The sequence below is a fragment of the Streptomyces sp. R-74717 genome (genome assembly GCF_047305335.1).
Classification (GTDB): domain Bacteria; phylum Actinomycetota; class Actinomycetes; order Streptomycetales; family Streptomycetaceae; genus Streptomyces; species Streptomyces atratus.
In genome coordinates, this window is record NZ_CP102361.1 from 8,438,219 (window position 1) to 8,458,080 (window position 19,862).

The 19,862-nt window shown below is 69.2% G+C and carries 21 protein-coding genes and 1 pseudogene; 11 read left to right on the forward strand and 11 right to left on the reverse strand.

The features are described from left to right. The first annotated feature begins 109 nt into the window (after window positions 1–109). From NRF20_RS38725 to NRF20_RS38740, 4 genes and pseudogenes are all read left to right on the forward strand, one after another. Window positions 110–2,551 carry a GH92 family glycosyl hydrolase gene (locus NRF20_RS38725; protein WP_413754082.1) on the forward strand — a complete coding sequence of 814 codons (2,442 nt, stop codon included), beginning with the start codon at window positions 110–112 and terminating at the stop codon, window positions 2,549–2,551. A gap of 156 nt (window positions 2,552–2,707) precedes the next feature. Next, window positions 2,708–3,385 (forward strand): annotated as a pseudogene (locus tag NRF20_RS38730) (aldose epimerase family protein); the annotation flags it as partial. A gap of 164 nt (window positions 3,386–3,549) precedes the next feature. Further along, window positions 3,550–3,876, forward strand: coding sequence for a hypothetical protein (locus NRF20_RS38735; RefSeq protein WP_398633302.1), 327 nt, complete (start codon window positions 3,550–3,552; stop codon window positions 3,874–3,876). A 178-nt stretch (window positions 3,877–4,054) separates the two neighbouring features. Beyond that, window positions 4,055–4,471 carry an acyl-CoA thioesterase gene (locus tag NRF20_RS38740; RefSeq protein WP_398633303.1) on the forward strand — a complete coding sequence of 139 codons (417 nt, stop codon included), beginning with the start codon at window positions 4,055–4,057 and terminating at the stop codon, window positions 4,469–4,471. On the opposite strand, the gene NRF20_RS38745 is transcribed toward NRF20_RS38740, so the two are convergent. Both NRF20_RS38745 and NRF20_RS38750 read right to left on the reverse strand, forming a co-directional pair. Continuing rightward, window positions 4,461–4,865, reverse strand: a complete 405-nt coding sequence (locus NRF20_RS38745; protein WP_398633304.1) for a transcriptional regulator — start codon at window positions 4,863–4,865, stop codon at window positions 4,461–4,463. The genes NRF20_RS38740 and NRF20_RS38745 overlap by 11 nt on opposite strands. A 70-nt stretch (window positions 4,866–4,935) precedes the next feature. Next, window positions 4,936–5,571, reverse strand: coding sequence for an NAD(P)-dependent oxidoreductase (locus NRF20_RS38750; RefSeq protein ID WP_413754083.1), 636 nt, complete (start codon window positions 5,569–5,571; stop codon window positions 4,936–4,938). Window positions 5,572–5,672: 101 nt separating this feature from the next. Here NRF20_RS38750 and NRF20_RS38755 point away from each other — a divergent pair, with 101 nt between their 5' ends. Both NRF20_RS38755 and NRF20_RS38760 read left to right on the forward strand, forming a co-directional pair. Then, window positions 5,673–6,050: a winged helix-turn-helix transcriptional regulator gene (locus tag NRF20_RS38755; protein ID WP_398633306.1), complete on the forward strand. Its 378-nt coding sequence runs from the start codon at window positions 5,673–5,675 to the stop codon at window positions 6,048–6,050. Between the two features lie 90 nt (window positions 6,051–6,140). Beyond that, window positions 6,141–6,521 carry an ArsR/SmtB family transcription factor gene (locus NRF20_RS38760; protein WP_398633307.1) on the forward strand — a complete coding sequence of 127 codons (381 nt, stop codon included), beginning with the start codon at window positions 6,141–6,143 and terminating at the stop codon, window positions 6,519–6,521. 2 nt (window positions 6,522–6,523) lie between these two features. Here the strand turns inward: NRF20_RS38760 and NRF20_RS38765 are convergent, their stop codons facing one another. Together NRF20_RS38765 and NRF20_RS38770 are read right to left on the reverse strand one after the other, a co-directional pair. Next, the gene (locus tag NRF20_RS38765; RefSeq protein ID WP_413754084.1) at window positions 6,524–7,942 is read right to left on the reverse strand and encodes an FAD-dependent oxidoreductase; all 1,419 of its coding nucleotides are present in this window, start codon (window positions 7,940–7,942) and stop codon (window positions 6,524–6,526) included. A gap of 77 nt (window positions 7,943–8,019) precedes the next feature. Beyond that, window positions 8,020–8,706 (reverse strand): DUF305 domain-containing protein, encoded by a 687-nt coding sequence (locus NRF20_RS38770; RefSeq protein ID WP_398633309.1) that lies wholly within the window; start codon window positions 8,704–8,706, stop codon window positions 8,020–8,022. A gap of 158 nt (window positions 8,707–8,864) precedes the next feature. On the opposite strand from NRF20_RS38770, the gene NRF20_RS38775 reads away from it, so the two are divergent. After that, the gene (locus NRF20_RS38775; protein ID WP_398633310.1) at window positions 8,865–10,355 is read left to right on the forward strand and encodes an LVIVD repeat-containing protein; all 1,491 of its coding nucleotides are present in this window, start codon (window positions 8,865–8,867) and stop codon (window positions 10,353–10,355) included. A gap of 108 nt (window positions 10,356–10,463) precedes the next feature. Here NRF20_RS38775 and NRF20_RS38780 read toward each other — a convergent pair whose 3' ends face one another. The 6 genes from NRF20_RS38780 to NRF20_RS38805 form a co-directional block, all read right to left on the reverse strand. Continuing rightward, window positions 10,464–10,643: a hypothetical protein gene (locus NRF20_RS38780; RefSeq protein WP_398633311.1), complete on the reverse strand. Its 180-nt coding sequence runs from the start codon at window positions 10,641–10,643 to the stop codon at window positions 10,464–10,466. A 69-nt stretch (window positions 10,644–10,712) separates the two neighbouring features. After that, window positions 10,713–11,414, reverse strand: coding sequence for an HAD family hydrolase (locus NRF20_RS38785; RefSeq protein ID WP_398633312.1), 702 nt, complete (start codon window positions 11,412–11,414; stop codon window positions 10,713–10,715). 19 nt (window positions 11,415–11,433) lie between these two features. Then, a complete protein-coding gene (locus NRF20_RS38790; RefSeq protein WP_398633313.1) occupies window positions 11,434–12,132 on the reverse strand; it encodes a phosphatase PAP2 family protein in 699 nt (232 codons plus the stop codon). 33 nt (window positions 12,133–12,165) lie between these two features. Beyond that, the gene (locus tag NRF20_RS38795) at window positions 12,166–13,101 is read right to left on the reverse strand and encodes a M56 family metallopeptidase (RefSeq protein WP_383972351.1); all 936 of its coding nucleotides are present in this window, start codon (window positions 13,099–13,101) and stop codon (window positions 12,166–12,168) included. 86 nt (window positions 13,102–13,187) lie between these two features. Then, a complete protein-coding gene (locus NRF20_RS38800) occupies window positions 13,188–13,778 on the reverse strand; it encodes a DUF5134 domain-containing protein (RefSeq protein WP_413754085.1) in 591 nt (196 codons plus the stop codon). 538 nt (window positions 13,779–14,316) lie between these two features. Beyond that, window positions 14,317–14,703: a VOC family protein gene (locus NRF20_RS38805; RefSeq protein WP_398633315.1), complete on the reverse strand. Its 387-nt coding sequence runs from the start codon at window positions 14,701–14,703 to the stop codon at window positions 14,317–14,319. Window positions 14,704–14,781: 78 nt separating this feature from the next. On the opposite strand from NRF20_RS38805, the gene NRF20_RS38810 reads away from it, so the two are divergent. After that, on the forward strand, window positions 14,782–15,333 hold the full coding sequence (locus tag NRF20_RS38810) for a GNAT family N-acetyltransferase (RefSeq protein ID WP_398633316.1): 552 nt from the start codon (window positions 14,782–14,784) through the stop codon (window positions 15,331–15,333). Window positions 15,334–15,345: 12 nt separating this feature from the next. On the opposite strand, the gene NRF20_RS38815 is transcribed toward NRF20_RS38810, so the two are convergent. Continuing rightward, complete coding sequence (locus tag NRF20_RS38815; RefSeq protein ID WP_398633317.1) at window positions 15,346–16,029, reverse strand: glycerophosphodiester phosphodiesterase; 684 nt, start codon at window positions 16,027–16,029, stop codon at window positions 15,346–15,348. Between the two features lie 523 nt (window positions 16,030–16,552). Between NRF20_RS38815 and NRF20_RS38820 the strand changes: the two genes are divergently transcribed. From NRF20_RS38820 to NRF20_RS38830, 3 genes are read left to right on the forward strand one after another with little or no spacing between them, the layout of a single operon-like run. Then, window positions 16,553–17,950: a DUF6421 family protein gene (locus NRF20_RS38820; RefSeq protein ID WP_266364071.1), complete on the forward strand. Its 1,398-nt coding sequence runs from the start codon at window positions 16,553–16,555 to the stop codon at window positions 17,948–17,950. Between the two features lie 26 nt (window positions 17,951–17,976). After that, entirely contained in the window at window positions 17,977–18,744 is a 768-nt protein-coding gene (locus NRF20_RS38825) for an SDR family NAD(P)-dependent oxidoreductase (protein WP_398633318.1), read from the forward strand. Next, window positions 18,723–19,805 (forward strand): threonine aldolase family protein, encoded by a 1,083-nt coding sequence (locus tag NRF20_RS38830; RefSeq protein ID WP_398633319.1) that lies wholly within the window; start codon window positions 18,723–18,725, stop codon window positions 19,803–19,805. Before NRF20_RS38825 ends, NRF20_RS38830 begins: the two co-directional genes overlap by 22 nt. Window positions 19,806–19,862 lie beyond the last annotated feature (57 nt).

A 19,862-nucleotide genomic window follows, 5' to 3' on the forward strand; every position in this document is an offset into this window, starting at 1 on the left:
TTCCCTCCCACGTCGTCGGCACCTACTCTCGGCCGCGCATCGATCAACGTTGTTCCGGCCGGTCCTCAGCTTCGACAACGTTGTCCAAACTCCTGGAAGGTACTGCGACATGCCCCCCAGACCGTTGCCCGCGGCGAGGCGCTTCGGTGCGCGAACGGCTGCCGTGCTCGTCACCGGCGCGCTCGCCGCCGCGGTCATGCCCCCGGCCGCCGAGGCGGCCGCCGTCCTCGTCACACATCCCACCGCCTACGTCGACCCGCTGATCGGCTCCTCGAACGGCGGCAACACCTACCCGGGCGCCACACTCCCGTACGGCATGATCGGCTGGTCGCCGACGAGCACCAGAGGGGACCAGACCAGCACCGGCGCCGCCAACGGCTACGACTACGGCACCACCCGGCTGCGTGGACTGAGCCTCACCCATGTCAACGGTGCCGGATGCAATCCGGGCGCCGCCGGTGACGTACCGATCATGCCGTTCGTCGGGGACGTCACTTCATCGCCGTCCGCCGACACCAAGGACGCCGTCTACGCCGCCAACTTCTCGCACGACAACGAACGTGCCGTACCGGGCCGTTACACCGTCGGGCTGGACAACGGCACCACCGCGGACCTGGCGGTCAGCAGGCGCGCGGGCGTGGCCGATTTCAGTTTTCCGGCCGGTAAGCCCGCCAACCTGCTCTTCCGTGTCTCCAACTCGCTCAACGGCAGCGAGGACGCCCAGGTCGACATCGACACCGCGCACCGCAAGGTCACCGGCTCGGTCCTCACAGGGGCCTTCTGCGGGCGCCGCGCCAATGGCGGCACCAACAACCGCAAGAGCTACTACCGGCTGTACTTCAGCGCCTCCTTCGACCGCGACTTCTCCTCGACCGGTACATGGAAGGACGGCACGCTCGCCCCGGGCGCGACCACGGGAAGCGGCGGCGAGGGCTACGCCACCGGCGCGGACCGGGCCGGGCGGGGCTCCGGCGGTTGGGTCGGGTTCGATACCAGTGCCGGCACCGATGTCCATATGCGGATCGGCATCTCGTACGTCAGTCTGGCCGGGGCCGAGGCCAACCTCAAGGAGGAAGTGGCCCCGCACGCCGGGGTCGACGACGTCGCGGCCGCCGCGCAGCGCACCTGGGACCGGGAGCTGCGCTCCGTACGCACCGGCGGCGGCAGCACCGCACAGCGCACCACCTTCTACACCGCGCTCTACCACTCCCTCATGCAGCCCAACCTGATCAGCGACACCGACGGCCGCTACCCCGGCATGGACGGCGCGCCGCACCGGGTGAAGCGTGGGCAGGGGGCGCAGTACAGCAACTTCTCCGGGTGGGACCAGTACCGGGCCCAGATTCAGCTGCTCGCACTGCTCAAGCCGGAGATCGCCGGTGACTTCGCCCAGTCGCTGTACAACTTCGCGCAGCAGAACGGCGGGGTGTGGGATCGCTGGGTGCACATCAACGGTGCCACGCACGTCATGACCGGCGACCCCACGGCGGCCACTCTGGCCACCTTCTACGCCATGGGTGTAAGGAACTTCGACTACGAAGGGGCCTACGAATCGCTGGCCCGCCAGGCGACCGTCCCCGTCGACGACGGACTCTCGGACGCGGGGTGCCCCGGCCAGTGCACCGGCCAGCGGCCCAATCTGGCGCAGTACCTGAAGTCGCACTACGCACCCCAGGACGTGTGCCACTGCTGGGGCGGCGCGGCAGAGACGCTGGAGGACGCGGTGGCCGACGCCGCGCTCGGCCGCTGGGCCGAACTGCTCGGGCGCGGCGAGGAGGCCAAGTCCTTCAAGGAGCGCGGAGGCTGGTGGCGCAATGTGTTCAACTCCGCGGCCACCGACGGCGCCGGGACCACCGGCCACATCCAGGCGCGCAACCTCGACGGCTCATGGGTGACCCCGTTCGCCCCGGGCAGCGACCGCGGCTTCGCGCAGGGCACCAGTGCCACGTACACCTGGATGGTCCCCCAGGACGTCCAGGGGCTGGCCGAGGCCATGGGCGGCCGGGACACCGCGGCGAAGCGGCTCGACGGCTTCTTCCACAAGCCCGACGGATCCTGGTCGGTGAAGGGCGGCGATGCCCTGCGCTACGACCCGACCAATGAGCCCGGCATCCACGCCCCGTGGCTCTACAACGCGCTGGGCCGGCCGTGGAAGACGCAGGCGACGGTCCGCGAGATCCTCGACACCGTGTACGGTACGGGCCCCGGCGGCCTGCCCGGCAATGACGACCTGGGCACCATGTCCGCGTGGTACGTCTTCTCGGCGCTGGGCCTGTATCCGCAGACGCCGGGCACAGCCACGATGCTGCTGGGCGCCCCGCTCTTCCCGAACGCGGTGATCGGCCGGCCGCACGGCAAGGACATCACGATCAGCGCCCCGGGCGCCGATGCCACGCATCCCTACATCGATGCCGTCAAGGTCAACGGCCGTATCAGCGACCGGTCCTGGACAGACTCCCGCCTGGTCACCCGAGGAGGCTCGATGGCCTACCGGCTGTCCGAGGAGCCCAACACCGGTTGGGCGACCGCGCCTTCGGGGCTGCCGCAGTAGGAGCGCGCAACGGAGATACTCCGGTCCTCGGCAGACAGGCGAGCAGGCAAGCATGCCGCGCGAGTCTGTCTGCCGGGAGCAGCTTTCTGCCGCAGCTTTCTAGCGTTGAAAATTCTGCGTGCACGACCGTTGCTCTGTGTTTGGTGTTGTGGCTCGGTCCGGGCCGGGATCCTTACCCACGGGGGCATCCTGCACAGTCTCACCGTGCCGGACACCGCCGGAACCACCGCATCCGTCGTACGATCCCTGGCCACGCTGGACGACTACACCGGCAAGAACCCGTTCTTCGGCGCCCTCATCGGCCGCTTCGCCAACCGCATCGCCCACGGCCGCTTCACCCTCGACGGAACGACGCACCACATCCCCGCCAACGACCGGGGCCACGCCCTGCACGGCGGCCCCGACGGCTTCCACACCAGAATCCGGCAGGCCACCGCAGGCACCGGTGAGGACGCCGCCACCCTCCGGCTCACCCTGCACAGCCCCGACGGCGACACGGGCTTCCCCGGGGCGCTCGATGTCACGGTGACGTACGCCCTCGACACCACCGGCACGCTCGCCATCGACTACGCCGCGACCACCGACCGTCCGACGGTTCCGAACCTCACCAACCACGCCTACCTCGACCTCACCGCGACCGGGGACGTCCTCGGCCACACCCTCCAGGCGGACGCCGACACCTATCTGCCGGTCGACGGCGACGGCATCCCTCAGGGACCCGCCGTCGATGTGCACCACACCCCGTTCGACCTCACCGCCCCGCGCACCGTCGGGGAGCGGTTCGCGCTGCCGGACGAACAACTGCGGATGGCGGGCGGCTTCGACCCTCGGTGGCGCTGCAGCAGTCGCTGCGGGACCGGGATGCGGCATACCGGAACTTCTTCGCGAGTATCAAGGGCGCCCGGAAGGGGCCGAAGCCCAGAGAGCCGCGGTTCAAGTCGAAGCGGGACGGCCGTCAGTGTGTGCGGTTCACCGCGAATGCCAAGTGGTCGATCACGGTGGACGGGAAGCTGAACCTGCCGAAGATCGGCCCGGTACGGGTGCGCTGGTCCCGTGTCGTGCCGTCGGTCCCGTCGACAGTGACGGTGGTCAGGGATGCGGCCGCCGGTCGGTATTGGGCCAGTTTCGTCGTGGAGACAGACCCGGCAGCGGAGGCACTGCCGCCGCTCGACCGTGACCAGGGCATCGACCTCGGGCTGACGTACTTCGCCGTCATGTCGGACGGCTTCCGCGTGCGGTCGCCCCGGTTCCTGCGCCGGGCGGAGAAGAAACCAAGCGGTCAGGCACTCATGGACCACGTGCGAGGTCCCGCAGGAGAGCCCTGACGCGCCTCGGGGTTCGGGCTGGCAGTGCATTCCCGAACAGCAAGAGCTGTCGGAATTTTGCTGCAATTTTTTGCGGTCAGGAAGTTAGCTGGGCATGACAGGTGCGTAAAGAGCTGCGGCGTCGGCAGTTGTGCGGGTGCGGGGGAATGCCGGAATGCGCCGTGATGTTGAGACGTCCATGACTTTTTCTGTGGACGTGACCGTCCGGGGCTACGAACTCGACACGCAGGGGCATCTGAACCAGGCCGTCTATTTGCAGTACGCCGAGCATGCGCGCTGGGAACTGCTGCGCGCTGCCGGCCTGTCACAGGAGAAGCTGCTGGCCAGCGGCGTCGGGCCGGTGGCCCTCGAGACGACGGTGAAGTTCCTGCGGGAGCTCCGCGGCGGCGACCGGGTGCGGGTGACCTGCCAGTTCGTATACGGCGAGGGGAAGACGTTCGAGGTCGCGCAGAAGATCTTCAAGGAAGACGGCACGGTCGCGGCGCAGATAACGGGCGTGGCGGGGCTGCTCGATCTGACGGCCCGCAAACTGATCGCCGATCCGGCCGGACATCTCGCCTCGCTCGCCGAGAACCCGGACCTGCTCAGCGGCTGACCGGCCGCCCCGCGGCTATGCGTGTGCCGGTGGTCGGGCCCGCCTGCTGATACAGCGCCACCAGCACGCCGTGCACGGGCTGATCTCGGGCGTCCTCCTCGGCTTCGTCGACCAGCCTGGCGAGGGTCTCGCCGAGTTGTTGTGCCTTCGCGGGGCTGAGCCGCAGGTGGCGCAGCGTCAGGTACGTCTCGGCGGGGGAGCGGTCCAGCTCCTGGGCGACCGCGGCGAACACCGCCGCGGTGCTTGCTTCTTGGGGTTCGGCGACGACGATGCGGCGGACCGTGCGCCGGTAGCACTGCTCGGTGCCGCCGCGGACCCGGCGTCCAACCGGGAGGGCACCGGCGTGCAGCCGGACGTCCTGTGCCTCGCCGCAGATGCCCTCGACCGCGCCCACGCACTGGCCGTCGCCCGGCTGGCGGCGTGACGGTCTCGGCCGACCGGCCTGCTGCGGCCGGCCGGTTCGGTCATGCCTCCTTGACACCGATGTGCGTGCGGTGGTGACCAGGGGCGTCGACCTCGTCGAGCAGGGCGATGGCGAAGTCGCTGCAGGAAATACGGGCGGCAGCGTCGACGGTGGCCGTGGTGTAACGGCCGGAGCGCGTCCTCTCGTGGTCGAAGTCCCCGGCCGGACTGACGACCAGCCAGTCAAGTGCGGTGGCCGCGGTACGCAGCACCGCCGTTCCGGCTGCGTGGCCGTGGCTGAAGAGCCGGTACTCCTGAGGGAAACCGGGGGTGTCCATCAACGGGGTTCCGTCGGCGGTCTCCATGGTTGCCGACAGGCCGACGGAGATCAGCCGGGGCACACCGGCCCGCGTCAGCCCGTCGCTGAGAGCGCGGGCGGCAGCCGTGAAGAAGACATCGGGCAGGGCGCCACCGTCGTGGACGGCGGAGATCGCGGCATCGTGCCCGGTCGCGAGGTCGGCAACAGCCCCGACTTCGGTGACATCGCCGGCCACGAGCCGGACGCCCGGACCTTCGAGCTCTCGGTACTTGGCCGGTTCCCGTACGACCGCGGTGACATGATGTCCGCGGCGAAGGGCCTCGCCGACGGCTGCCCGTCCCGCCCTGCCACCTGCGCCGAAGATGATGATCCTGCTCATGTGCCTACCTCGCCTCGCGTCCTGGAATCTCTGTGCCGACGTGCTCGGGCAAGGTAGCCGGACCCGTGGTTACCTCCCGGATACCTCGCTAATGTGGCTCTGTGACCAAGCCGCTGGACCCGGAGATGTTCGACCCGGTCTGTCCGACCGGACTGATGCCGATCCGCGTGGGGGACAAATGGGCCGCGATGATCGTCCAGTGCCTCGAGGGCGGCCCGCGACGTTTCTCCGAGCTACGGATCCCGCTGCGTACGGTCACGCCCAAGGTCCTCACCCAGTCACTCCGGTCGCTGGAGCGTGACGGTTTCGTCGTCCGTACGGCCGGGGCCGGACCGGCACGGTACGTCCAGTACGAACTGACCTCGCTCGGCCGGAGTCTCCTTGAGTTGCTGGACACCGTGCGCGCCTGGGCGGAGCTCCACATGGAAGAGGTCATCGACGCCCGTGAAGCGGCATCGCGCGCCGACCGCGCCGGGTGATGCGCGGCCGGCCCCGTCGTACGGTGAATCTCAACCTACGATGAGTCTCGTATTATGGGAGACCGGACCAAGCCAGGAAGTGGAGCCATCGTGACCCCAGCCAGCGCCCCTGCCACAAGCGCCGCTGCGGTCGGCGGCCGCTCGCTCGACCACCCCACGCGGGACGAGATCCGCATCGAGGCAGTGCTCCACGCACTCTCCGACCCGATGAGGCTGCGCGTGGTCCGCGAGCTGGCCGCCGCCGATGCCGAGCTCACCTGCTCCCGCTTCGACCTGCCGGTGTCCAAGTCGACGACCACGCACCACTTCCGGGTGTTGCGCGAGAGCGGGATCGTCCAGCAGATCTACCGCGGCACGGCCAAGATGAACGGGCTGCGCCGCGACGATCTGGAGGCGCTGTTCCCCGGGCTCCTGGACAGCATCCTCGACGCCGCGAACCGGCAGGTGCAGCGCATCGGCGAGGACCGATAGCCTTACGGCGCGTCCCGGTCGCCACCCTCCGCGGCGCTGAGCAGCCCCGCCCAGTCCGGGATCTTCACCGGCCCCCGGCCCAGCGAACGGCCCAGCGCCGCCTCCGCCCGCTCGATGGACAGCCAGCCGTCCCACTCCACCGGGCGCAGCCCCCACGTCCGCAGCGCGGCCACGGGATCGGGTGCCGACGGGCGCCCGGCGAGCAGTGTGGCGTCATCGAGCAACGATGTCACCGTCTCCTTCGCGCACGACCGGTTCGAACCGATCACTCCGGTCGGCCCCCGCTTGATCCAACCGGCGACGTACTCCCCGGGCGACGACACCCCGTTCCGCAGCACCCGCCCCGCCAGATGCGGCACCGTCCCGCGCGCCGGGTCGAACGGCAGGCCGGGCAGCGGCAGCCCGCGGTAGCCGACGGCCCGCAGTACGAGCTGGGCGTCGATGTCCTCGTACGTACCGGCGTCGCGCACGCCCCCGCTGCCGTCCGGCACGGTACGGGCGAACCGCACCCCGGCCACCCGCCCGTCCCGCTCCAGCAGTTCGACGGGGCGCAGAAAGAACCGCAGGTGGATCGTGCGCAGTGGGTCTCCCTCCGCGCCCGCACCCGTGGCGCCGGCCGCGGCCCATCCGCGCAGCACCTCGACATTGCGCCGCGCCGCCGCCGTCAGGGGCGGTGCGTTCGGTGGTGAGGACGGGGCCGGCGCCGACCGGGGGGACGGGTCGACGTACGCCCGGTCGAGGGCCAGCTCCGCCTCGTCCACCACCACCCGCGCCCGCGGCAGCGCGCCCAGCTCCCGCAGCTCCTTGGTGGTGAACCGGGCCTGGGAGGGTCCGCGCCTGCCCGCCATGTGGACCTCGCGCACCCGGCTTCCGGCCAGCGCGCCGAGCGCCCCGTGCGGTACGTCGGTGGGGTGCAGCTCCTCCGCGCTCCGGGCGAGAATCCGCGCCACGTCCACCGCCACATTACCGACCCCGATCACCACGACCGAACGGGCCTGCAGCGCAAAGCTGTTGGCGGCGGCGTCGGGGTGTGCGCTGTACCAGGAGACGAACTCGGTCGCGGAGCAACTGCCGGGCAGGCCCTCGCCGGGGATGGCGAGGCCGCGGTCGGTCGCCGCCCCGACGCAGTACACGACCGCCTGGTAGAGCTCGCCGATCCGTTCGGACGGGATCCCGTCGCCGCCCACTTCGACATTGCCGAGGAAGGTGATCCGCTCGTGCTCCAGGACGGTCCGCAGACTGTTCTGCAGCGATTTGATCTTCTCGTGGTCGGGGGCGACGCCGTAGCGCACCAGGCCGTACGGGCAGGGGAGCCGGTCCAGCACATGGACGCGGACATCGGGCACCCGGTCCTGCTCGACCAGGGCCTGGGCGGTGTAGACCCCGCTGGGACCGGAGCCGACGACAGCGACACGGAGCACGGCGCACCTCTTCCCGCAGGATGCCTCCAGCATGGCACCGGTGGGCGGGGCAGGGGAGAGGCGCGTTCGGGGTGCGGTCAGGACGACATCGCGCGCATTCTGTCGATCTCCACCGTCTGCTGGGCGACGACGTCCCCGGCCATCTCCTCGACCTGCACATTGTTCCCCTGCGAGAGCACCTCCGTCGCCATCGTGATCGCCCCCTGATGGTGGGTGGTCATCAACTTCAGGAAAAGCTTGTCGAAGGCCGCGCCGTCCGCCGTCCGCAGCTGATCCAGCTGCGCCGGGGTCGCCATTCCGGGCATCGCCGAGTGATCGTGGCTGCTCTTGCGCTTCTCTCCGCCATTGTTTTTGAGCCATCCTTCCATGGCGCCGATCTCCGGCTTCTGGCCTGCGGTGATGCGCTCGGCGAGCCGCTTGACCGCGGTGGAGTCGGAGCGGGCGGGGACGAGGCCGGCCAGTTCCAGCGCCTGGGCGTGGTGTTGGATCATCATCTGCACATATCGGAAGTCGGCCGAGTTGGGGGTGTCGTCCCCGGCGGCCTTCGCGGCCTCCTCGGCGGACAGGGTCCGCGCGGGCTCTCCCGGTTTCCCGGGCGCCACAACCGAAGTCCCCCCGCCCGCCTGTGACTTCGTACGGTTGTCACCGCCTCCCTCATCGCATGCGCCCAGGGTGAGAACGGCGGACATGACGGCCACGGCGAGAACAGATCTGCGTACACACATGGTCCGACGGCGGATCAACAAGTGGACCTCCATTGCCATATGGGGCGGTTGCGAACCGTCCTGACACGCTTCCGCACGACAGCGGTCAGAAACTTTCATTACGTCTCTGTTGCCATCTGTTGGGATACCTGTGGGGAGGACGATACTGCCGGTGTCCGTGAACTGTTCAACTACGTACGGATGCATGGGAGGACGCAGTGATTTCATTGCACACGAGCCCGGCGCGGCGCAGACGTCTGGGTGTGGCCGTGGCAGCCGCCGGGCTGCTGGCCACGCTGCTGACGGCCGGCCCTGCGGCCGCGACGCCCGACCCCGGTGATACGGCCACCGCCCGTACCGATGTCTCCGCCGCCCAGGAGGCCGAAGCCGCGGCCGCCATCAGCAGTGGCGAGATACCCGGCGTGGACGAGATCGTCCACAGCAGCAACATCACCCATCTGGCCAACGTTCCGAAGGACGCACTCAAGGGGCTGAACACGGACCTGGCCTTCCAGGGGAAGTACGCCTTCGCAGGAAACTACGACGGCTTCCGGATCTACGACATCAGCAATCCGAAGTCCCCGAAGACGGTCGCCCAGGTCCTCTGCCCCGGATCGCAGAACGACGTCTCGGTCTCGGGAAACCTGCTCTTCCTGTCCACCGACTCCTCGCGCAGCGACAACTCCTGCACCAGCTCCACCCAGCCCGCCACGGAGAAGTCCTCCTGGGAGGGCATGAAGGTCTTCGACATCAGCGACAAGCGCAACCCGAAGTATGTCGCCGCTGTCGAGACCGCCTGTGGATCGCACACCCATACGCTGGTCCCCGAACGCAAGAACGTATACGTGTACGTCTCCTCGTACTCGCCGAGCGACACGTTCCCGGACTGTCAGCCGCCGCACGACGGGATCTCCGTCATCAAGGTGCCGCGCAACGCACCCGAGAAGGCCGCGGTCGTGAACTTCCCGGTGCTCTTCCCGGACGGCGGCAACCCGGGCGCCCCGACCAATCCGGGCGTCTCCAAGACGACCGGCTGCCACGACATCACGGTGCTGCCCTCGAAGGACCTGGCCGCCGGTGCCTGCATGGGCGACGGTCTGCTGTTCTCCATCAAGGACCCGGAGAACCCGAGGATCATCGACCGGGTGCAGGACAACGTGAACTTCGCGTTCTGGCACTCCGCGACGTTCAACCAGAAGGCCGACAAGGTCGTCTTCACCGATGAACTCGGCGGTGGTGGCGCAGCCACCTGCAACGAGGAGATCGGCCCGAAGCGCGGCGCCGACGGCATCTACGACATCGTCGGCAGGGGAGACCACCGCAAGCTGGTCTTCCGCAGCTACTTCAAGATCGACCGTCCGCAGGCCGACACGGAGGTCTGTGTCGCCCACAACGGTTCGATCGTCCCGGTCAAGGGCCGCGACCTGATGGTTCAGGCCTGGTACCAGGGCGGAGTCTCGGTGTGGGACTTCACCGACTCCTCGAAGCCGAAGGAGATCGGCTACTTCGAGCGCGGTCCCGTCAGCACGGACGCGGTCACCACGGCCGGCCCCTGGTCGGCGTACTACTACAACGGCTACATCTACTCCAACGACATCGCCAAGGGCTTCGACGTCCTGAAGCTCGACGACCGGCGGACCGACCCGGCGAAGCGGGTGCGGCTGGACGAGCTCAATGTTCAGACGCAGCCGGACTACTTCGACCGCTGATCCGGCCGGTTCATCCGATCGGCCGACACCATCCTGCTCCACCGCGCACCGAGCACGTCCCGCCGGGCGGATCCCCCGCCCGGCGGGACACCGCGATCGACGGCTGCGTCAGGCGGCCGTCCTGGCGCTCCCGCCGGTCGCCGCGGCCCACTCCACGAGCAGCCTCTGGTACTGCTCCTCGTCCTCCGGGGACAGGCAGCCGCCGGAGCGCTGCCACAGGTCACGAATCTCTTTGTTCACCACGGCGGCGGTACGCACGGAATCGGAGGGGCACGGAGAACGGGACATGCATACAGGCTAAGGCCCCGATGTGACAATCCGACCCATTGGGCGTCAGGGACATCTCTCACATGTCTCTCAGGCAACCCCCGGCGCCAGTCCCAGCATCCGCAGCCCGTCGGGCCGCTCCTCCACCGGAAGATGCTGTACAAAGCGCACGTCACAGCCCAGTGCCGCCGCCCCGCCGTCCGCGCGCCGCTCGTCGCCGACCATCACCACATCCGTCGGATGCTGCCCTATAAGTGTGCAGGCCGTGTGGAAGATCCGTGTGTCCGGCTTCTGGACGCCGTGCTCGTACGACAGAACGTAGGCGTCGATCAGGGAGTCCAGGCCATGTGCCCGGAAGACCGGCCGCAGGTCCCAGCCGATGTTGCTGACCACACCGATACGGGTGCCGCTGTCGCGCAGCGCACCGAGCACTTCCGCCGCGTCCGGGTAGGGCTGCCAAGCGGCAGGTGATCTGTGCCGCTCGTACAGCGCGTCGTACAGCCCAGGATCCGGCAGGGCCACCTGCCGGGCCAGTCCCGTGTACGCCTCCCGGTGGAGTTCCGCGCTCTCGTCGCGGGTGGCCCACACGGAGGCGAGGCGGGCAGGAACGTGCTGGGGAGGCGGGCCGCCCGGCAACGCCCCGGCGGCTTCGAGCGCCCGCGCGTACCGCTCGAAGTCGGCTGCTCCCACCGTCACCTCCCGCTCGGCGAGGACCGCACGCAACCAGGACCGGACCGATTCGATACGGAAGAGGGTCCCGGAGAAGTCGAAGAGCACACCCTTGATCTGCATGGACGCGATCCTTCCCGGTTCAGGAGCGCCGCGGCAAGGCCGGCCTGCTGCGCCCCTCGTACCTGGCGAACCCGGCGACGGAGAACCCGACCAGGGCCGCCCCCAGCAACCAGCCGCCCAGGACATCACTCATCCAGTGCACCCCCAGGTAGAGCCGGGTGACGCCCACCCCGACCACCGAGACCCATGCCACCACCAGCGCCGTCCGCCACATCCGGGGTTCCGTACCGTGCCGTCGCAGCAGCCAGAGCAGCAGACCGCAGGTCACGGTCGCCGTCATCGCGTGACCGGAGGGGAACGCCGCGTAGTGGGCGGAATCCACCGGGTCCGGCCAGTGCGGCCGCTCCCGGCCGACTGCGGACTTCAGTCCCTGCTGCAGGAGAGTCGACAGTGCGCTCGTCACTGCCACCCATACCGCGAGCGCGCGCGCCCCGCGACACCACAGCATCACCACGGCCACCGCGATCAGGGCGCGCATGGTCCATGGATCCCACACCCAGTCGGTCAGGATCCGGTTCGCGTGGACGAGTCCGGGTTCGGTGACCGCCCTTCGGTGCAGGGCGTCCGCGACCGTACGGTCCAGTGTCATGAGCGGCGACCAGCGCACGGCGACCAGGATCAGCAGGACCAGGGCAGCAGACGCGCAGACCACGGCTGTGCCGAAAGGTGTGATGCCGGAACGGGTGCGGGCCGGTGGGGCGAGCGGCGGGGATGGCATGAGGCGATCTTCGCGGACGGTCCGCACACCAGGCTATCCCAGTGCGCTGAGTCCCGGAATGAATGCCACCAGAAGCGGAACCACTGGTACCAGGGCGGCCGCCGCGGTCAGCCGGAGCCGACGGCCCGCGGTGAGCCGCTCCACCGGGGTCAGCAGCCGGTTCACCCGCAGCGGGAGCTGAGCGTCCGGCGCCGGGCACGGGCCGAACACGCCACGGTCCTCGTTGAGCTCCACCAGGGCAAGAGCGATCGTCAGCCGTCCGAAGCGCCTGGACGCCACATCGTCCGCGGCCAGTTCGACCAGCCGGTGCATCTCGTCGCGGAAGGCCGCGAACACCGGCACTTGCGGGAACCCGATCGCAAGTGCGCCGGAACAGTGCAGCAGCCAGTCGTGCCGGGCCCTCGCGTGTCCCTGCTCATGGGCCAGCACCGCATCCAGTTGACGGCCTTTCAGGCGGCCAAGTGCCGCCGTGGTGATGACCAGTTGAGGCGCAGCGCCCGGCAGCCACCAGGCATCCGGACGCTCTCCCTCCAGTACGACGAGTCGACCACTGCCGGGCTCCTCGCCGGGCATCAGCGGGGAACGCACCAGCAATTCGGCGCGCCGTCGCCTGCGACGTACCTGGGCTCGGTGGATCTCCCGGGTCAGCATCGCCGCGGTCCACACCCCTCCGAGCGCCAGCAGCACGGCCATGGCTGCAGACCACCGCCCGTGCCCGCCCAGTGCATACGCCTCCACCACGGCACGCGGCGCCGGTGCGAACACATGTCCGCGCACCGCCTGCCAGGCCGCGGCCGCACTGAACGTCATGGAGAGCGCGAAGGAGAGAAGCACCCCGGCCACCACGCACTGCCAGACCCACAGCGCAACGACGGGCTCACGCTCCGGCCAATCCGCCCGCGCCATCAGACGTGGGGTCACGACGGCGGCCAGTGCACCGAGCAGCAGCAGCGCGAGGGAGACCAACATGGCGTCAGCCTATGAGCGGTGCGGTAGCCACGGGTATGGCTGCGCGCGGCAAGTGATGCACGCCACGGCTTGGCCTGCCCCCTGTCTCACAGAGTGAGCAGCATGGTGAACATGGCTATCCCCATCGTCAGCCGACAGGCGAGAGCCAGCTCGGGCCATGCGCCCCAGCCGCCCCCGACCGGCCCGCCACCGCTCCCCGCCGTGGTGGCCGCCGGCATCAACCGGGCTCCCGAACGCAGCACATACACCGCGTAGTAAGCCAGCAGCAGTCCGGTCAGCAGAGGTATGCCCCCGGCCGCCACCGCGACATCATGGCCCGTGTGTCCGCCGTGCTCGCCGTGCGCACCTCCAGCGCCCGGTGCCATCGCCAGCGCCATGTAGACCATCGCCGACGACCCGACCAGATGGTGCAGATGGTGCGTGCTGCGCCGGGAGAACCACAGTGCGCGCAACGAGGCCGCGCAGAACAGCACCGCGTACACCGCCCACCCCCACACTGGTGGTGTCACGACGGCGGCCGGCACGGCCATGGCGGCCATGCCGAAGCCCATCAACGCCTCCGCACGCGCCGTCCTGCGCCGCTCCCCCGTCTCTCTGCGCGTGCGCAGCAGGCAGTACACGCCCGTCGCCCCGCACAACGCCATCAGCAGCCAGCCGGACATCGCCGGTCCGTGCACAGCGCACCTCCCCCTGGGCGTACGACGTCGGTCCCTCCTAGTCGATGCCCGGGCCCGGACCGTCGTACGCGGCGCACTGAGGTATACGGGGAGCGCGCGGAGGGGGTGTTCCCTGCCGCGCCGTGTGCTCCCGCCGGCTGGGTCAGCCGATCGTGAAGGACTTGAAGGTGCGTGCCCGGTCGGTGATGGCGCGCTCGGCGGGAGCTGTTCCCGCTGCCTGCGGACGCCGCCCATGGCGACAACGCCGCCGCACTGGCACGGCCGGCCGCATCCGCACACGCCTCGCCCATCCGCAGCCCTCCGTCCACAACCCCACCGGACGCAGCGTGGACGAGCACACCCGCCGTGCCTGGGTCGCCGTACTGGTTGAGCGGGGCCTGTACGCCGTTGGAGGAAAACGCCTACGCGAACTGTCCCTGCACCACGACGCCGTACCGGCTCCCTCGCCGCCCAGCTGCCGCGCGCCGCCATCATTGGCACCCTGTCCAGGACTGCCCGCAGAGAAGCCGCGCCGCGCACTGACGGCGCACCGGCACTTCTACGGGCGGTGGCGCAGTGGATGGTCCTCCGGTACTTCCACCACGACGATCCTGTGCCCGTCCGGATCGCGGATCCACATCTCGACGAGCCCCCACGGCTCGCGCGCCGGCGGTCGCAGCACCTCGACGCCACGGGCCGACACCTCTTGGTGCGCCGCCCGGACGTCCGCGACCTGCAGCCACAGTTCGAGGCCGGGCGCCGGGGGTGCGGTGGCGCGCCCGGAGACCTCCAGGAAGCCGCCGCCGAGGAAATAGACCGTGCCCCGCTCGGGGCCGGTGCCGAATTCCCGGTAGACGGGCAGCCCGAGGGCCTGGCCGTAGAAGATCCGTGACCGCTCGGGATCGGCCGGACGCAGCAGGATCCGGCTGCTCAGCACATGAACCATGCGCCGAACTCTAGGTCCGGAACACGCGGGTTACGCTGCTTCGGCACGGCCACAGCAGAGAAATGGAGAGCCACCACCATGGACATAGCCCCTGCCGAGGACTCGGGACAGCTGACCTTCCGCGACGCGGCCGACGTCGATGTGCCCGCACTCGTGACGCTGATCGAGTCGGCGTACCGGGGGGACTCCAGCCGGGCCGGATGGACCACCGAGGCGGACATCCTGCAAGGGCAGCGGACCGACCCGGACGGCGTCCGCGAGGTCGTCGAAGCGCCCGGCAGCCGACTGCTCGTGGTGGAGCGCGACGGTGCGCTCATCGCCTGCTGCCAGCTCGAACACCGCGGTGACGCCGCCTACTTCGGGATGTTCGCGGTCCGTCCCGAGCTGCAGGGAGCCGGTCTCGGCAAGGTGATCATCGCCGAGGCCGAGCGCACCGTCCGCAAGAGCTGGGGGGTGACCGAGATGCACATGACCGTGATCTCGGTGCGCGAGGAGCTGATCGCCTGGTACGAGCGCCGCGGCTACCGCCGTACGGGAAAGCTCAGCCCGTTCCCGTACGGCGACGATCGCTTCGGTGTCCCGCAGCGCGACGATCTCGCGTTCGAGCTGCTGATCAAGGACCTGGTCTGACCGGGCCGGCAATCAGGCGGTGAAGCGGCCGGCGCGGCGGATCTCCGGGTAGTCGGTGGTCGCGCCGTCCAGTCGCAGGGCGCGTACCAGCCGCAGATGGTCCTGGGTGTTCACCACCCAGCCGATGACCTTCAGCCCTTCGGCGTGCGCCTGCTCGACCACCTCCAGGGTGAGGCGGCGGATGTTCAGCGCCAGCGTCGCCGCACCCACCGCCTTCGCCCGGTCCACCACATCGCTGCGCCAGCGGCTCGCGATGAGTACGGTCCGAACCCCCGGCACCAGTCGGGCGATCTCGGCGACCGCCTCGTCGTGGAACGACGACACCTCGACCCGGTCGACGAGACCGCGTCGCAGCATCACTTCGGACAGGGCGCGGGCCGCGGCCACATCCTTGATCTCCGCCTGAACGGGGGACCGTACGGCGTCGAGCACCTCCTCGAAGACCGGCACGCGCTCGCCCTGCCCGGCATCGAGTTCGCGCAGCTCCGACAGGGTCTTCTCGGCGATCGGACCGCTGCCGTCCGTCGTACGGTCCACATCGGCGTCGTGCATGACGGCCAGCGCGCCGTCCTTGCTCAGATGAAGGTCCAGTTCGATGGCGTCCATCCCGGCCTGCTCCGCATGGACGAACGACCGCAGGGTGTTCTCCGGCTCGACACCCATCACTCCGCGATGACCGATGGTGAGAAAAGACAAGGCAACTCGCTTCCGTCGACGGCGTCTTCCCGCGTGCGGCTCCTACCCACGAGGCACTACGGCATTACGGCAATTCGGCAGCCTAATGGCCCACCCCCGAGAGAGGGCCGCTCGGACGAGGGGGAGTGGCGCTGTGTCCCTGGACGTCGGCGGCACCGAGCAGGAACCCGGTGATGACGGCTGCGACAAGAACGGCACGGATACTCACGCGGCGGATCTCCAGAGGTGGCGCGAAGGGCGGATCCCGTCCGTCCTACCGGCAGACGGCCGTGCCGGGCGAGCTGTGTCACCCGTGCGTGGGCGCGCCCTGCATGGCCTGACCGCTCATGTGTGCGAGGCCGGCGGAAGCGGAGCCTCCACAATGGGTCCGGCCGACGGAAGCGTTCGCAGGAAAGGTTCTGGGCAGGAAGAATCGCGGTGACCATAGGGGGTCGGCAGGATAATCTTCTGGGGCCCACTTGTCCGAAGGAACAGTGGATGGATACGGTTGCTTGACGCGAGGTTCTCCTGTGGAGGAAGTGTTATGACGGAAATTCTTGTGCACGACGTTGCCGCAGGTGACATACCTACGGACCAGCGGGTGGTCGATCACCCCGCCTGGCCCGCGCTCAAGAATGCCGTGGAGGAGATCCGCCCCTGGCAGTCGAAGGACGGTTCCATCGACTTCGACGCCGAGGGCGCGCCGTCCCGGGCGGCTGCCCGGGCGACGCTGGATCGCGTGATCGCCGCGGTCGAGGAGCTCTCCCCGCTGCTTCCGCACGACGACGCCTACCACCGTGCCCTTGTCATGGACCTGGGTCGCTGGGCCGCGGACGGCTTCGGCGTGCCGGACTTCCTCGACTCGCTGCTCGCCTTCCAGCCGGCCAAGGACCGCACCGACGGGCTCCAGCACCTGGTCGTCTTTGCGATGTACACACAGAACGGCAACCCGGACCGCAACCTCGAAGCGGTCGTGCTGCGGATGGTCTGGCCCGAGTGGCTGGCCGAGCTCGAAGCCACCCGCTACGACAACCCGTTGTTCTGCGGCATCACCTTCGAGGGCTTCACCTCGGGATACGACACCAACTCCGCGGTGCTCTTCCCGGAGACCGTCGCCGTGCGCGAGGCCCCCGAGCGCTTCAGCTGGGGCGGAATCTTCTGCGACCGCGAGGCCGCCCGCTTCCGCCGGGTCACCGAGGCGTCGGTCGATCTGCTCGGCGTCGAGCTGCCCGACGACATCCGCGAGATGGTCGGTGACCAGCAGCGCTGCGAGCAGGCCTTCGTCCTCTGGGACATGGTCCACGACCGGACGCACAGCCACGGCGACCTGCCGTTCGACCCCTTCATGATCAAGCAGCGCCAGCCGTTCTGGATGTACGGGCTCGAAGAGCTGCGCTGCGACCTCACCGCCTTCAAGGAGGCCGTGAAGCTGGAGGCCGACGGCTTCCCGCAGGGCCGCGATGTGCAGTACGCCGTGCTGTTCGACCGGATGTTCCGCTTCCCCGTCACCGGCGAGCGCGTCCGCAACTACGACGGCCTCGGCGGCCAGCTGCTCTTCGCGTACCTTCACAAGCACGACGTGATCCGTTGGACCGACAACACGCTGAGGATCGACTGGGACCGTGCCCCGCAGGTCACCAACCAGCTCTGCACCGAGATCGAGAATCTCTACCGCGACGGCATCGACCGCCCCAAGCTCGTCCACTGGTTCGCCGCGTACGACCTGGTCTCGACCTACCTCGCCCCGCACCCGGGCTCCCGCTGGGCCAAGGGCCCGGACGCGCTGGATCTTTCCCAGCCGCCGCGGAAGCTCGTCGACGACGTGCTTCCGGACGAGTTTCCCCTGAGCATGTTCTATGAGGCACTCTCCAAGAAGCTGAAGAACGTGATTGCCTCGACCAAGGGGATCACCGCCGCGGATGCCGAGCGGGCAGCCGCGTGAGCGCCGGGCACAAGGAGGCGGTGGCCATGAACGGAAATGGCAAGGGCAATGGGAGCGGTGCTCTCGAAGGCGCCGTGGTCGCGGTCGCCGGGGCCGCGGGCCCGGCCGGCCGGGCCGCCCTGTTGAGGCTCGCCGAGGCCGGTGCGACCGTCGTCGCCTCCGACGCCGATGCCACCCGCCTGGCCGAGGCGGTCGACGCCGCCCGCTACGCCCACGGCGGCGCCACGGTCACGGGTGACACCGTCGATCTGCTGGACCTCGCTGCCGCCCGCGAATGGGCGGACAAGACGGAGAAGGAATTCGGCCGGATCGACGGCCTGGTCCACCTCGTCGGCGGCTGGCGCGGCAGTGCCACCTTCGCCGAGACCGACCTCGCCGACTGGAACCTGCTGGAGAAGCTGCTGATCCGTACGGTCCAGCACACCTCGCTGGCCTTCCAGGGGGGTCTGCAGCGCAGCGACCGGGGTCGCTATGTGCTGATCAGCGCGGCCGGGGCGAGCAAGCCCACTGAGGGAAACGCAGCCTATGCCGCGTCGAAGGCGGCGGCCGAGGCCTGGACGCTCGCGCTCGCGGACTCCTTCCGCAAAGCGGGGGGCGACGAAGGGCCCAGGACCGCGGCTGCGATCCTGATCGTCAAGGCACTGGTGCACGACGCGATGCGCGCCGAGCGCCCCAATGCGAAATTCGCGGGCTTCACCGACGTCAAGGAGCTGGCCGATGCCATCGCCGGCGTCTGGGACAGGCCCGCCCCGGAAGTGAACGGAAAGCGCCTGTGGCTGACCCCGCAACCGTAAGGACCGACGCGCGACGCCACCACGACCCGCAGGTACGCGGCTTCGCCAGCGACAACTACGCCGGCACGCACCCGGAGATCCTCGCGGCCATCGCCCTTGCCAACGGCGGTCACCAGATCGCCTACGGCGAGGACAATTACACCGAGCATCTCCAGCGCGTCATGCACAGTCACTTCGGCCCGACCGCCGAAGCCTTTCCGGTCTTCAACGGAACCGGCGCCAACGTCGTCTCCCTCCAGGCGATGACCGACCGCTGGGGCGCGGTGATCTGCGCCGAGTCCGCCCACATCAATGTCGATGAGGGCGGTGCCCCGGAGCGGGTGGGCGGCCTCAAGCTGCTCACCGTGCCCACCCCGGACGGCAAGCTCACGCCCGAGCTCATCGACCGGCAGGCGTACGGCTGGGACGACGAGCACCGCGCCATGCCGCAGGTCGTGTCGATTGCTCAGAACACCGAACTGGGCACGGTCTACACACCCGACGAGATCCGCGCCATCTGCGACCATGCCCACGGCCACGGCATGAAGGTCCACCTGGACGGGGCCCGGATAGCCAACGCCGCGGCGTCGCTGGACGTACCGATGCGTACGTTCACCAACACCGTCGGCGTCGACGTCCTGTCCTTCGGCGGCACGAAGAACGGGGCGATCTTCGGCGAGGCCGTGGTCGTCCTGAACCCGGACGCCGTCCGTGCCATGAAGCACCTGCGCAAACTGTCGATGCAGCTCGCCTCGAAGATGCGCTTCGTCTCCGTACAGCTGGAGGCACTGCTCGCCGGAGACCTCTGGCTGCGCAACGCCCGGCACGCCAACGCCATGGCCCAGCGGCTCGCGGAGGGCGTGCGTGCGGTGGGCGGCGTGGAGATCCTCCACCCCGTCCAGGCCAATGCCGTCTTCGCCCGGCTGCCGCACGAGGTGAGCGAGCGGCTGCAGAAGCGCTTCCGCTTCTACTTCTGGGACGAGGCTGCCGGTGATGTGCGCTGGATGTGCTCCTTCGACACCACGGAGGACGATGTCGACGCATTCATCCTTGCGCTGAAGGAAGAGATGGCGAAGCAGTAGCTGAATAAGTATGCGGTCGACCGGAAAGTCATTGACATCCAGTCGGCCGCTTACCTG